General features: G+C 42.5%; 11 protein-coding genes. 5 read left to right on the forward strand and 6 right to left on the reverse strand.

What is annotated here, in order from left to right; all coding sequences use genetic code 11:
- Positions 1 to 146: 146 nt before the first annotated feature.
- The 4 genes from BCU57_RS14100 to BCU57_RS14115 form a co-directional block, all read right to left on the reverse strand.
- The gene (locus BCU57_RS14100) at positions 147 to 1,820 is read right to left on the reverse strand and encodes an FG-GAP repeat domain-containing protein (RefSeq protein WP_102437621.1); all 1,674 of its coding nucleotides are present in this window, start codon (positions 1,818 to 1,820) and stop codon (positions 147 to 149) included.
- 157 nt (positions 1,821 to 1,977) lie between these two features.
- Positions 1,978 to 2,757, reverse strand: coding sequence for an EcsC family protein (locus BCU57_RS14105; protein WP_102437619.1), 780 nt, complete (start codon positions 2,755 to 2,757; stop codon positions 1,978 to 1,980).
- 51 nt (positions 2,758 to 2,808) lie between these two features.
- Entirely contained in the window at positions 2,809 to 3,303 is a 495-nt protein-coding gene (locus BCU57_RS14110) for a peptidylprolyl isomerase (RefSeq protein WP_102437617.1), read from the reverse strand.
- A gap of 101 nt (positions 3,304 to 3,404) precedes the next feature.
- Positions 3,405 to 4,757 (reverse strand): M20 metallopeptidase family protein, encoded by a 1,353-nt coding sequence (locus BCU57_RS14115; RefSeq protein ID WP_102437615.1) that lies wholly within the window; start codon positions 4,755 to 4,757, stop codon positions 3,405 to 3,407.
- Positions 4,758 to 4,925: 168 nt separating this feature from the next.
- Between BCU57_RS14115 and BCU57_RS14120 the strand changes: the two genes are divergently transcribed.
- Complete coding sequence (locus BCU57_RS14120; RefSeq protein ID WP_241903497.1) at positions 4,926 to 5,363, forward strand: cold-shock protein; 438 nt, start codon at positions 4,926 to 4,928, stop codon at positions 5,361 to 5,363.
- Positions 5,364 to 5,570: 207 nt separating this feature from the next.
- Complete coding sequence (locus tag BCU57_RS14125; RefSeq protein ID WP_102437613.1) at positions 5,571 to 7,397, forward strand: mechanosensitive ion channel family protein; 1,827 nt, start codon at positions 5,571 to 5,573, stop codon at positions 7,395 to 7,397.
- An 85-nt stretch (positions 7,398 to 7,482) separates the two neighbouring features.
- Here the strand turns inward: BCU57_RS14125 and BCU57_RS14130 are convergent, their stop codons facing one another.
- Positions 7,483 to 7,743, reverse strand: coding sequence for a DUF5062 family protein (locus BCU57_RS14130; protein WP_102437611.1), 261 nt, complete (start codon positions 7,741 to 7,743; stop codon positions 7,483 to 7,485).
- 223 nt (positions 7,744 to 7,966) lie between these two features.
- Between BCU57_RS14130 and BCU57_RS14135 the strand changes: the two genes are divergently transcribed.
- Together BCU57_RS14135 and BCU57_RS14140 are read left to right on the forward strand one after the other, a co-directional pair.
- Positions 7,967 to 9,019, forward strand: coding sequence for a phosphotransferase (locus BCU57_RS14135; protein ID WP_102437609.1), 1,053 nt, complete (start codon positions 7,967 to 7,969; stop codon positions 9,017 to 9,019).
- A gap of 303 nt (positions 9,020 to 9,322) precedes the next feature.
- Complete coding sequence (locus tag BCU57_RS14140; RefSeq protein ID WP_102437608.1) at positions 9,323 to 11,407, forward strand: diguanylate cyclase; 2,085 nt, start codon at positions 9,323 to 9,325, stop codon at positions 11,405 to 11,407.
- A gap of 972 nt (positions 11,408 to 12,379) precedes the next feature.
- Here BCU57_RS14140 and BCU57_RS14145 read toward each other — a convergent pair.
- Entirely contained in the window at positions 12,380 to 12,712 is a 333-nt protein-coding gene (locus BCU57_RS14145; RefSeq protein WP_102440695.1) for a DUF6482 family protein, read from the reverse strand.
- A 657-nt stretch (positions 12,713 to 13,369) separates the two neighbouring features.
- Between BCU57_RS14145 and BCU57_RS14150 the strand changes: the two genes are divergently transcribed.
- Positions 13,370 to 14,272: a hypothetical protein gene (locus tag BCU57_RS14150; RefSeq protein ID WP_102440696.1), complete on the forward strand. Its 903-nt coding sequence runs from the start codon at positions 13,370 to 13,372 to the stop codon at positions 14,270 to 14,272.
- The last annotated feature ends 6 nt before the right edge of the window (positions 14,273 to 14,278 follow it).

Here is a 14,278-nt window from a genome sequence, read left to right on the forward strand (position 1 = left end):
TCGGTTTTATCAATAAAGGCATCATTTAATTAGTCATTTTGTAGTTCATTTAATCGCCAAAACCAAATTGAAAGCACAAAAAAACCAGCAAGTGATTGCTGGTTCTTTTCGTGTGTGTTTTGAGGCGTTATAAGCCTTAAAACTGATTACTGCGCCAATAGTACTGAGAAGCTTCGCTGCAGATTGTCAGGATCTTGTTTGCCAAATTTAACTAATAAATCATCTTTACCATCGGCATTGATATCGGTTGCCGACAGCATCGAACCTTCAACTGGAATGATCATATCCCATTGCTGAGATCGTTTACTAAAAGGCGCGCTACCTGCCTGACCCAAATAAATATCTAAGGTTTCATTATCATCAGACAACAATAACTCTTTATAACCATCGCCATTGATATCCGCTAAGGCCACGACAGGCTCACCACTTTGGCCAGAACTTAGGCTGAAGTTTAATTCAACTTCTTTACTGGCATTGGCCTTTTCACCAAATTTATTCGCACTATTCATTTTAAACACATGAACATCTTGATCAATACTGCCAGACAGCAAGGCGCTGACGATCTGCGAAATACTAATATCAAAACCTGACACAATCACCTCATCGACATTGTCATTATCAATATCATCAAAACGTAGCCCTGTTAAGGTACCTTCAGCTTTAATAATCGTCTCAGGTTCGCGGCCAAAAGCCACCAAGCCATCGTTATTACGTCCTAAGTAAATTTCATAGTCATTGGTACGATCAAACACCCCAGAGCTTTTGGTATATCTGACCACCAAGTCAGTAATCTCATCGCCATTCACATCACCAATACGCTCAACTTTACGGTATAGCAAATCACTTTGATCTAATGATTTGCCATAGGCATCACGCTTATTCCACCAATCAATACCACTGATGGGTTGACTCACCGAAATATATTCTGCGATCGCGGCGAACTGCCCTTGATCGTTTTGATAATACACTTCGAGCGAGCCCTCACCGACTTTGACAATATCATCGCGACCATCAAAGTTCATATCACTGTGATAAAGCGTAGCGCGGCTATATTCAGCGCCATTATTGGTCAGCTCAACTTGAGGCAGTAACGGCAGTGATTGTCGGATGAATTGAGTATTACCAGCACCGAGCAATACATGCATTTCTCTAAAGTCACTTATCAGTACATCAGCAATATCATCATTATTAATATCACTGACAAAATCACCACGAGAGATAAAATCAGCATGGCCTGTAACAGCTAATGAATTAATATCAGCAACGGCAACTAACTCACCAGAAAGCGGTTTTGCTGCAGTATCTGTTTGTTGGCTGGTGATTTGTTTAGGTGAAAGTGAAGCTGAAGGATCTTGCACTAGCATGTCATCAGCGGAGATCGCATCTGCTGGGAGCATACTCACATCTAGCTTGTTAATAGCGCTATTAGCCGTAACTGGGGCATAACGTAGTAATTGCTCTGCAGTGACGAAATACAGCTGTTGCAGCGCAAGCATGCTATCAGTATTAGAGTCGATTTCATTAATATCAAAGCTATAAATATCTTTGTTTAATAATACTTTATCTAGCATCACTAATTGCTTATCGACAATGCCGTATACAGCAAACCAGCGCTGATGTTCATCATCAACACCCAGTGCTAGTAACTCATTGCCCTCATTATCGAGTAAGTTAACGCTTAATACTGGATGAGTCAGTTCAAATTCGGTATCAACTGTAAAAGTGGTGAATTTTAGCTCTGTATCTGCAGCAAAAGCTGGATGGATAAAAGGTAAAATACAACAGCTTGCTACCAATAGCGCGCGGGTTAATTTATTCATCCTGAAAACATATCCTTAAACATTATCTTTAACTTATATAGTTAAGATAACCTTGATTGAATAAAGTTCATACAATGAAATTGTTACCACTTACGTATCGAGAACGATTCAAGCTGTAAAAGGAATAGGAATTGACTAACAACTTATCTTGCCAAGATCAAAGTGTCTGATAGGTTAGCTTTACTAGTTCTTCACCGTACTTACGCTCAAGTTTACGCACGATAAAGTGACCTCTTGCCATGTCTTGAAAATGATCGATAAATAAGGTGTTAATGATCGCCCCACCCGCAGCGCCTATGGCAGGTACAGCTTGAGCGGCCACCTTTTGAGTCACCTGCACGCCAAAGCGCTCTGCCACCACGGTCACTAATTTAACCATCATTGGCGCAGCTTCTTTACTAAAGCCTTTAGTGGCAACGTATTCAGCGGCTTCAGCAATTGAATTGGCTAATACGGTGCGCACCGCAAAGTAGCCTTTTTCAGCTTGATCGTCATCATTTGACTCACCCCCTAGGGCAAAGACTTCTATGCAGGCCATTTTAGTGGCCACTTCATCGAGTTGCTCACCCTCACTGCGAGCAATATCGGCAATGGATCGCAACATGATAGTGGTTGAAATCGGTAGCTCTAATGCCAATGCGCTTAAGCCGAAAAAGCCCCCCACACCACCACTCACTGCAACACCGAGTTTGTGCCAACGATCAGAAGATTGCTCATGGGGGATGTTTTTCATGGTAAATAGCGCCGCATCCGAGGCTTTCATCAACGCCATTTCTGTGACTTTGCCAATACCATTACTGACACTTTTAGGCAGTAGCGCAAAACCTTGCTCAATGGGCGAGCCAATAAAATCTGTGATTTTGGCTGCTAAGCCGGGGTTTTCAAGTAACTGCTTAGCCTGCACTAATTGGGCATTATCTTCTACAGATAGACTCATGGCTTTCCCTTCTTTCACAGCCGCACGATTAACAACAGCGCTAATAGCTCACTAGATAATGGTGACTTTCTCAATCACTATCGCCGTTTTAGGCACATCGTCATGACCTGCTACCGTGGCCGTTTTAGCTTTTTCAATTTCTTTGACCACTTCAATACCGGCAACCACTCTGCCAAAAACCGCATAACCCCAACCGCTGTTGGTGGTCGCTGTGTGGTCTAAAAAGCTATTATCAGCAGTATTAATAAAAAACTGCCCGGTGGCCGAATGCGGCGCATCAGTTCTTGCCATTGCTATGGTGCCAAGTGTGTTACTCAAGCCACGATTAGCTTCATTAACGATAGGATCGCGAGTGGGCTTTTCTTTCATCTTGGCAGTAAAACCACCCCCTTGGATCATAAAGCCTTTTATCACCCGATGAAAAATAGTGTAATCATAAAAGCCATCCTGACAGTACTGTAAAAAATTCTTCGAACTAACAGGGGCTTTTTCCATATCCAGTTCAATATGGATATCGCCAACATTGGTGGTAAAAATAACGGTCATGGGATCTCAATTTAACAACGAAAAGTTAAGCTCAATTATAGCGTTTATCCTATGCTTCAGGCTATAAATAAGCGTCATGCTTTAAGTCAGATAAAGTAAGCTTATTTGCTACTATTAAACAAATCCATTGCCGCGCGTGTCATTGCCCGCACGCCGGTGCTGATAGTTAACGGATAATCTGGGGCAAACTTACTCGAATGCAATGATGGCAAGCTGTCGCCGCTATCAATACTGGCTTGATACACGCTTGGCTCAACAGCCCCTAACCAAAATAAAGTGATCGGAATATTTTGCTCAGTTCGGCCATATAAGCCAAAATCTTCTCCGGCCATAACCTGTGGCGCTAGCACCACATTATCTTTTCCTAGTTCAGCTTCAATGCTGGCCTTAACTTGGGCAGCCAATGCTGGGTCATTATAAGTCGAAGGTATTTTTTCATCTTCATGCACATACACTTCAGGCATCAGTTCATCAGGTAAACCCGCACTAATCGCAATGCCCTTAGTGATACGTTTTATGGCAGCGATTTGCTGCTCACGTACTTCAGGGTTATATGATCGCAGAGTTAATTGCAGCTTCACTTCATTGGAAATAATATTATGTTTTGAGCCGCCATGAATTGAACCTACTGTGACCACGTTTGGCTCAAGGGGTGACACTTCACGGCTTGGAATGGTTTGTAATGCTAATACTGTGCGCGCCGCCAGAACCACAGGATCGATAGTTAAATGGGGGTAAGCACCATGGCCACCTTTGCCTTTAATGCTGATATCCACCGAATCCACATTGGCCAATGCATAACCACTAATAGAGCCGACTTTACCAGCAGGAATAGATGCACTGACATGCAAACCTAACACCTTATCAGGAGTGGGAAACTCGCTAAATAAACCTTGCTTGAGCATGGCTTTTGCGCCGCCGCCCATTTCTTCTGCAGGCTGGGCTACCATCATCAAAGTGCCTTGCCAAGCTGACTTGTGCAACATCAATTGCTCGGCTGCGCCAATCATGCTGGTCATATGAATATCATGGCCACAGCCATGCATAATGCCCACAGTATTGTTATGTGCATCTTGGGTTGTCACTGTCGATGCATAAGCTTTGCCCGTTTGTTCAATAATAGGTAAAGCATCAATATCGGCGCGGATCATCACCGTAGGCCCGTCGCCATTTTTGAATATGCCCACCACGCCGTAGCCGCCATAATTATCAGTGACTTCAAAACCTAATTGCCGTAACTCTTTTGCCATTCTGGCACTGGTATTTTTCTCTTGATAGGACAGTTCAGGGTGTTGATGAAGGTGAGTATAAAGCTGTTCAAGTTGTGGTAATGCTTTGGTCACTGAATCATCAAGATCTACAGCGCGTAACGAGGTGGTGGTTATCGTTGCAGCTAAAGCCAGTGATATCGACAATGCTGTTGGTATGGCTGTTAAGCGTGCTGATAATGTCATGGTGTCTTCCTTGTTGACTGTTCATCTTGACTGAGAATCTTGACTGCTAAAAGTCGTAGTCGCTGATAATTACTATTTATTATATTGAATTAATAACCTAGCATAGCCTTGGTCAATTTTATAATGTGTTGTAAACATTTAGCCGTTCAAAAAGGAAACATACTCGTGATGATGGAAACAGGTCGATTAGTTCGCTGGAATAGCAGTAAAGGCTTCGGTTTTATTGAGCCTGATGAAGGTGGCAAGGACGTGTTTATTCATATTTCAACCCTTAAACATATGGCGAGAAAGCCCATTCAAGGTGATCAAATTGCGTATATCGTAGAGCAGCAAGCTGACGGTAAAATCAAAGCAAGCAAAGCGCACATAGTGGGAGTTGTCACAAAATCAGACAGCCATGCCCACCAAAACTCAACACAAAATAACATCGGCAAAAAAAGATCGCCGATTAAAATGAACAAAGCCACCACGGCTTCAGGCACCATGAGTCGAATCATTATTATTTTGATTGTTATCGCCATCGGTCAATTTGCTTATCAAGCTTACTATGACATCACCAATTCAACAGGGGCAGAGGTCAGCACACAGCCACAAAAAAGTAAATAATGAGCAAAGGCTAGCCAATCGATACGAACCAGTATCATCCTGCCATATGCAATAAAAAATGGGTGTCTTACTGTAACGTTGAGCAAGTTGATAAAGTTGAGACACCCATTTATGTAACTTTTACTTACTTAGAAGTGTGCCGCCCTAGCAGTCTGAGGCTAAAACACATATATTTGAGCTAGATATTGCGCTTTTAGGGATAAAATCATGCTGCAAACAACATGGCGAACGCTTTTTACTGCTTTTGTGTTGTTATCGATGTCGAGCCTAATGCCAACCGCCATGGCTGCGGACGATATCAATTTAAAAAAAGTTGCTGAAGCAGAAAAGCGCAGTGAAGCCATAGCCGAAGCTCAAGGTGGACTCACCCTCGCCCGAGATGGCGAAACTCCTTTATCAGCCCTCATTGAAATCGGTCGAGCGGTACAAGAAAACGACTGGGAAGCTGCCACTGAGTTTATTGATCTGCGTTACCTGCCCAAAGATATTAATCCCGAAGATGGTGCCGATTTACTGCGTAAACTGGCGATATTATGGAATAAACAAAACATCCTCGACCTTTCGCAGATCAGCGATCAACCAGAAGGACACCTTAACGATAAACTGCCAAGCTATCGTGATTTGTTAGGGGTACTAGAAACCAGTAAAGGCCCTGTTCCGGTCTATTTACAGCGAGTTCCAGACGGTAAAAAAGGCAAAATTTGGAAGATCTCTAACGCCACTATAGCCCAAGTTCCTGAGCTATGGGACGAATATGGCTACAGCCCGCAAATCGAAGCACTGGCTAACGTTTTACCGCAATTCACCATGTTCCATATGGAAAACTGGCAACTGCTGATCTTTATTCTGTGTATTTTCTTTGGTTGGATCGCCACCGGATTAATCAGCATTGCCGCCAAAACCATTGCCGCTAAATTTGAACATAAACTGGCTGGATTAACCCGTTTTTCAGGCAACAGCTTGCGCTGGTTTTTATATCTTTCGAGCTTGCAATATGTGGCGCTGTCATTAGGTTTATCGATTAGGGCAAGGGTTTGGTTTGATAACAGCACCTTGCTGTATATCGCCAACACCATTCTAATTTTAGGTTTAGTGGAATTGTATTCCGCAATAAAATCCAAGCAATTAAACGATCAAGATAAAAGCTACTCCGTGGCCTTACTCAGGCCTATGGTAGCAATATTAAAAATCGTCATTGTGGTGGTTATTGCCTTAATGTGGTTTGAAAGCTCAGGATACAACATGGCCACCATTTTAACCGGCCTAGGTGTCGGCAGTTTAGCCATTGCCTTGGCGGCGCAAAAACCATTAGAAAATGTCTTCGGCGCATTAACTTTATATGCTGCAAGACCAATAAAACCGGGGGATTTTTGCCGCTTTGGCACCACTATGGGCGTAGTTGAAGAAATTGGCTTACGCTCGACGCGGATCAGAAAACTCGATCGCACCGTAGTGCATATCCCTAACTCGGTATTTTCATCCCAAGAGTTAGAAAACTTCTCTGTTATCGATCGTCGCCGCTATAAGCACGATCTGCGCATTAGCCTTGATACCAGTAAAGAGCAACTGCAAATGCTGTTAATGGAACTGCGAAAATTATTATTGTCACACCCCAGAGTGTTAGAGATTGCTCAGCGGGCGCGTTTTCTTGCCATTGAGCGTGATGCGTTTGTCGTCAACGTAAATGCCTATATCGATACCGGTGATATCAATGAATATTTTGGTATTGCTGAGGATTTAAACTTTCACTTACTGAATATTTTAAAGCAGTTAGACATTAAAATTGCCCCTATTGGTCAAAATGTCATGCTACAAAATGCCAGCAGCGCAGACGTCGAGGTACAACAACAAGCGGAGCAAACCATTAAACAATTAATCGAGGAAGATGCCTTACCTTTTCCCAATTACAGCGAAGCTACCCGTGATGAATTTAAAGGCACAGTGCCCTACCCACCTGTGGGCAGTGTCACTAAACCTAAAGATGTGATGAAATCACCAGAAGAAACTGACATTGAAGTAGAACTGAAAGGATAAGTTTTACATTCCAGTCGCCATTAAAAAAGCCGAGAACATCTCGGCTTTTTACGTAATCGGAATAACTAAGCAACTCACCCATGGGTTAGTTTTTAAGGGGATGATCTTCAGGAAGTTGGCGACTGATCCACAAAATCAATTTATGCTTACGATTTGGGCCATCATCATTATCTTCAGCTAATGCTTGAATTAGCCCATCTTGCACCAATAAACGGTAAATACATTCCACTTTATCTTTTGGCGATATACCAACACCAAAGTTTTCAAAACCGCGACGTTTTGCATAACCCTCACCAATTTCCATTGCGAGTTTAAGCAATTTAGTATCGTTCTTACCTGGCTTCATATAACCACTCTCGTTTGGGGCTTTACGCTAAAACTACGCTATTGGGGATAAAATTCAATCACTGCTGCGTAAAAACAGCAGCCAATAACTTGTTTTATTCTTAGTTGAGCAATTATCAATCGATTAACTTATCACTTTAGCTATTAAGTAAAATTCTGGCACAATAGCTAGATTATGGTTTTATGAAGTGGCTACAACATCAAAAAGGGAAAGTAAGGGTTTAATGACGATAGATAAAGCAGTTATTAGCAAGATTACCACGGCATTAAAAGCTCAAAGTATAAGCGAGATTGAGGTAATTCAATCCCTATGGGGCGGTTATGGCGAACTATTTCGCGCTAAGCTTACTGGTAGCCAATATTCATCTGTTATCGTTAAACACATTAAACTGCCACAGCCAGAGTCGCATCCCAAGGGCTGGAATAGCGCCCTATCACATCAACGTAAACTCAAATCTTATCAAGTTGAAGCTAACTGGTATCAGCACTACGCTCAGCTATGTGGCAGTGGCAGTGGCAGTGATAATGATCGTCAAAGCGAAAACAGCGTGCCTCAATGTTTATACATTCAGCGCAGCGAACTAGAAACCTTACTGATCCTTGAAGACTTACATACTTTAGGTTTCGATCAAGTATTAACCCATGCCGATCACACAGCCATTTTGGCCAGCCTTAAATGGCTAGGGCATTTTCACGGCCAATTTATGGCTAATCAATTTACAACTAGCCAGCCATCAACCGTGAATACCACCGACCTATGGCCCACAGGCAGCTACTGGCATTTAGATACTCGCCCCGATGAATTACAGGCACTCAGCGATCAGCCGTTAAAAATGGCAGCCAATACAATCGATCGCACTTTAAAACAGACGCCATACCAAACAATAATCCACGGCGATGCCAAACTCGCTAACTTTTGTTTTAATACTCACCACGACAAAGCTGCTGCGGTGGACTTTCAATATGTGGGCCAAGGTTGCGGCATGAAAGATGTGATTTTACTGCTAAGCAGTACGCTGACATTTACCGAACCACATAAACTAATCGAGCAATATTTGGATTACTATTTTAGTCAGCTCGCCAGCAGCATTAATCTCCATCAGCCAGATATTAATCCTAAAGAGGTTGAACAAACTTGGCGCCCTTTGTATTGCATAGCATGGGCCGATTTTCAGCGCTTTATTAAAGGCTGGAGCCCAAAGCATGTCAAAATAAACGCTTATACAGAAATGTTAACCGCACAGGCCTTAAGCCAGCTAACGACATCATCAAAGTAGCCAAACCTACAAGTGACTTTTTAAGGACAATATCGACAACGACTATCTAGATAACAACGGTTTTATTAACAAGCATAGCGACAAAAGACATAGCGATAAAAACTAGCCTCGCAAAATCTACAGAATAAAAGCCAAGCAAAATCGCCTGACAAAGATATCCACTCTGTTTGCTTGGCGATCGCTCACAAAAACAACCATTTATTGATATAACTAATGTCTAATGTACTAATTTTGCATATCAAAATCTTGTCGTTTTTTAACTCACGACATTGAAAAATAGCTGATATTCAATGGATTGTAATAATGAGCAAAGATATATTTTTCTTTGGTGACTGGCAGGTTGACCCTAATAGTAACTCCCTTAGGCAAGGTAAAAAAACCAAACAACTTGAGCCTAAGGCAATGGATGTTTTATTGCTGTTATGTCAACAGCAAGGCGAGGTACTCAGCAGTGATGACATTGTCAATCAATGCTGGCCAGAAGCCGATATTGGCGATAATCCACTGCATAAAGTCATTAACCAATTACGCCGCGCATTGGGCGATAAAGCCACTGAACCCAGCTATATTGAAACCATTCGCAAGCGCGGCTATCGCACTCTTGCTAAGGTAAATTTCCCCATTGGCCATGAAACCGTGGCCGACAGCCTGACGTGGCAAGCAGGATCACCCTTTCCGGGCTTACAAGCCTATAGCGCCAATTACGCCGAGGTGTTTTTTGGTCGCAGCAAACAAATTGCCACCTTGCTTGAACGCATCAGTGTACAAGTTAAGTATGGCCGCGGATTTTGTTTAGTTTTAGGCCCTAGCGGCAGCGGAAAATCATCACTCATTAATGCCGGAATCATGCCCAATTTAATGGCTAATACGGGTTACAACGGGGTAAAGGTTGCCAGCTATAGCCATTTAGATTTTGCCAATGTGGCTAAAACACAATTATTTTCCGAACTGGCCAGTATCATGCTGGACTGGGAAATCAACGATATTCCCGTATTTAGTGGTTACAGCGCCGTAACCCTGCCGCACAAGCTAATAACAGATATGCCCACCATTATTGAGCAATGTCAGCAGGCCATCAAACTCAGCAGCACTAACGAAACTCACTTAGCATTGTTTATTGATCGCTTAGAAGTCTTTCTGTCATCGCCGATCTTTACAGATGATCAACGTTATGCATTTATTGAGATCTTAGAAAAACTGGCCAACTCTTCTGTGGTATTGATTATCAGTGCTTGTCGTAATGAGTTTTACCCATTACTAGTGACTTATCCCAGTTTAATGGCGGGTAAAGGTAAAGGGGCTCATTTTGATTTAGCGCCGCCTTCGCGTAATGAATTACTGCAAATGATCCGCCTGCCAGCAATTGCAGCCAATTTAAGCTGGAGTGTCGATCCTGAAACAGCCATGCCGCTAGATGAAATACTCTGTACAGAGGCCGCCAGTAACCCTGATGCATTACCTATGTTGCAATACATGTTGCAAGCGCTATACCTGCAACGCAGTAAAGACAATCAATTATTGTTTAGTGTTTACCAACAATTAGGCGGTATCGAAGGCGCAATAGGTAAAAATGCCGATGAAGCCATGGCGCAATTAACTGACTCACAGCAAGCCTGCTTACCCCAAGTATTGTCCCTATTGGTAACACTGCGAGAGGATGAAACCTCCATCACCAGCCGCACCGCAACCTGGTCACAACTGCAAAGCAAAGAACAGCACACATTGACCCAAGCTATGGTCAATAGCCGCTTATTTGTGTCCCACCTGCAAAATGGCCAAGCCTGTTTTAGCATTGCTCACGAAGCATTATTAAGGCGCTGGCCACGGGCAACCGCCTGGATTAACGAACACAATGATAGCCTGCGAATAAAAAGTCGCTTACATCATCTGACTAAACGCTGGCTGGCAGAAAATAAGCATAAAGCCTATTTGCTAGCAGAAGGAAAACCCCTAAAAGAAGCCCAAGCACTTAAACATAATCCACTGTTTGCTCAAGATCTAACACCACACGAGTTGGCATTAATCAGCGCCTCCAATAATCATGAAAAACGTCAACGCTGGCAAAAAGTCGCCGACGCCATTAAAGCCTCTGTGCCTAATAACGAATGCACCGTGGCCAGATATGGCGGCGAAGAGTTTGCACTGATATTGCCAAATTTAAGCACTGTAGAGGTGGAGCAAATAGCCTTACTCGTTCAACAAAATATCAAGGCCCTAACTTTTATTGATATTGGTTTGGATGAATCAGTCAGCATTAGTGTAAGCCAAGGCTATGCATGTGAAATCAATAGCCAATTTCGAACGGCTAAAGCCTTGTTATGCGCTGCAGACACCGCATTGTATCGCGCCAAAGCCAATGGCAGAAATCGTATTAATGCGTCTTGTTAACCACTTCAATAAGCTAACTAACTGACCCCCCCTAAATAAGTAAAAGGTAAGCAAATGTAAGTAAGCACAAACTCACACCTTAATCTTATCTAGCTTGGGTTAAGGATGTTGCAGCGAGTACAACTAACAATACTCGCTGCCAAGTCACAGGTCTCATAGTACTTAACGTCAATTCGGATACTCTGTTTTACAGTTATAGCTTCATGCTTTCGTACTGGTTAATTGTGGCCATTCGCAGGCCAAGCCTCACAGTTCAAAGCATTGGTAACCAAAGGATAACTGTTATAGCGTTATGCTTTCGTACTGGTTAATAGTGGCCAGTCGCTGCCAAGCCACACAGATACCCTGTTATAGCGTTATGCTTTCGTGCTGGTTAATAGTGGCCGTTAGCTGCCAAGCCACTAGTCTTATAGTACTTATGTCAATTCGGATACCCTGTTACAGCGTTATGCTTTCGTACTGGTTAATAGTGGCCAGTCGCAGGCCAAGCCGCACAGTTCAAAGCATTGGTAACCAAAGGATAATTGTTATAGCTTTATGCTTTCGTACTGATTAATAGTGGCCATTCGCAGGCCAAGCCGCACAGTTCAAAGCATTGGTAACAAAAGGATAATTGTTATAGCTTTATGCTTTCGTACTGATTAATAGTGGCCATTCGCAGGCCAAACCGCACAGTTCAAAGCATTGGTAACCAAAGGATAATTGTTATAGCTTTATGCTTTCGTACTGATTAATAGTGGCCATTCGCAGGCCAAGCCGCACAGTTCAAAGCATTGGTAACCAAAGGATAATTGTTATAGCTTTATGCTTTCGTACTGATTAATAGTGGCCATTCGCAGGCCAAGCCGCACAGTTCAAAGCATTGGTAACCAAAGGATAATTGTTATAACTTTATGCTTTCGTACTGATTAATAGTGGCCATTCGCAGGCCAAGCCGCACAGTTCAAAGCATTGGTAACCAAAGGATAATTGTTATAGCTTTATGCTTTCATGATAATGACCATTTGCAGCCAAACCACACATTTCATCATAAGCTGTTTGATATACCACATTAGCCCTGGAATAATAATGGCTTCGCAGCAGCGTCTTAGCCTCTGCGAGTGAATTAACTACTGTGCAAGCGCTGCCTGCTGTCAGTCCTGAAAAGTTATTATCCGCATCCACTACGCCCACCAGATAGTGAGTCGAATCTGCCACACCGATGATCGTTGGCTGACTGTCGTTATACACAGACTGCTCGAAGGTATTCAGCCCATGTTGACTCGTATCTCTTGGGTTATTAACGGCTTTATTTATACTAGGCATAGTGGTTCCTCGGATGTAATAACTGATGCTTAAAATCAAGCTTCATTAACTGCAGCGACTAACTGCGGCAATTTAAGACTTAATGACTGCTCTCAGCACTGAGTTGTTAAATAAATTACGTTCAATGTCCAAAAATTGTTCACTACAATGACTACAGCCACAGTCACAATCCCTTTTTCACCCACACTTAAAAGTAAAATTGTTACTGAAATGTTTACAACAATAGCCAATATATATCCCGCCCCGTAGCACTTGAAAGCGATTCCCTTCCCAAAGTGGCTCCCACACACATAAGTAATTTATATAACTTCTAATTTACTGAAAATATTGAATAAATTATGGCAACCTAATATATAAATTTAACGAAACCATGAATTAATAGTCACTTATTTAGCGATTAAACAACCTGTTAACTCGATCACACTAACAAGCTAAACACCTTTAGATAACAACCAAAACAGAATCATTACTTGATTTAGATCAAGGTCTAATTAAAACCCTAAGTTAGAGTAAAGACTCTAAAGTAGAGTTATTGCTCTAACTTTGGGTGTTGAAGATCTATTCGAATAAGAACTAAACAAAAACGTGAATTTTTTTGAACATAGCTCCATCAGTTAGGAGCTATAGATTGCTAAATAACATGCTCTCGGAGGCATTATGGACATCCCAGTCTGGCAATATTTCGTATCAATGACAGGTTATATTGTTTTATTACTCGTTTTGGTTGAAGGTATGCGCCGAACACCAAGATTAACCGCCGCTTTTTGGCTACTTTCATTAGTGACAGCCCCACTATGGGCAGATCAACTTGACGGATGGTTCCGTTGGGTTAAGACGGTCAGTGTATTAATCCCCACTGCAATTGTTGTTGGTGGTGCCCGTATCGCGTGGCTATATCATCAAAACCCACACAAGGTGCTGGCTTTTTTCCGCGGCGACTGGGTGTTAAAATTTCTATATGCAGTTTTAGTGTTAAACATTGCAGAAGCCACATTAAAAGACTTTGCTACAGCAAACTACTTTAACGCAATCTGTGGTGTCATTCTTTGTGTCACTATTCCTTTCCCACGCTACAAAAATGGTAAACGTGTCTATTGGGTTATCGGTAAAGACAAACCAAACGACTTACTGTTTTATTCCACAGCGGCATGGAACTTCCTCTATACCACCTGGAACCTAGCCTTTGTATTCGGTGAGAGCCCTGCGTTCTTCGCAAGTTCATTCTGTATCTTGATGGCGGCAGAGCTATACCCATTAATCAAAGGTCGACCAGAGCTTTACGTAATCGCGCGTGTTTACACCTTGGCATTCCACCTACTGATCCGCGCTAACAGCGACGTGTTTGTACCACTAATGGATTCAAGCAGCTGGGCCAACGATAACGTGCTGTATTACTGGGGCGTCATCAACCTTGCTTTACACGTTCCTTTCGCAATTTGGTACTTCACCATGCAGAAGAAAAATGGTGAACCACCATTTGGTGAAAAGTCTCCACCACCATTAGTCAGCGAATTAGAAGATGATCAAACGGCTCAAGATAAGAAATTAGCAACAGCCTAATCACCT

The sequence above is a fragment of the Shewanella sp. 10N.286.48.B5 genome, from assembly GCF_002874355.2.
Taxonomy (GTDB): Bacteria; Pseudomonadota; Gammaproteobacteria; order Enterobacterales; family Shewanellaceae; genus Shewanella.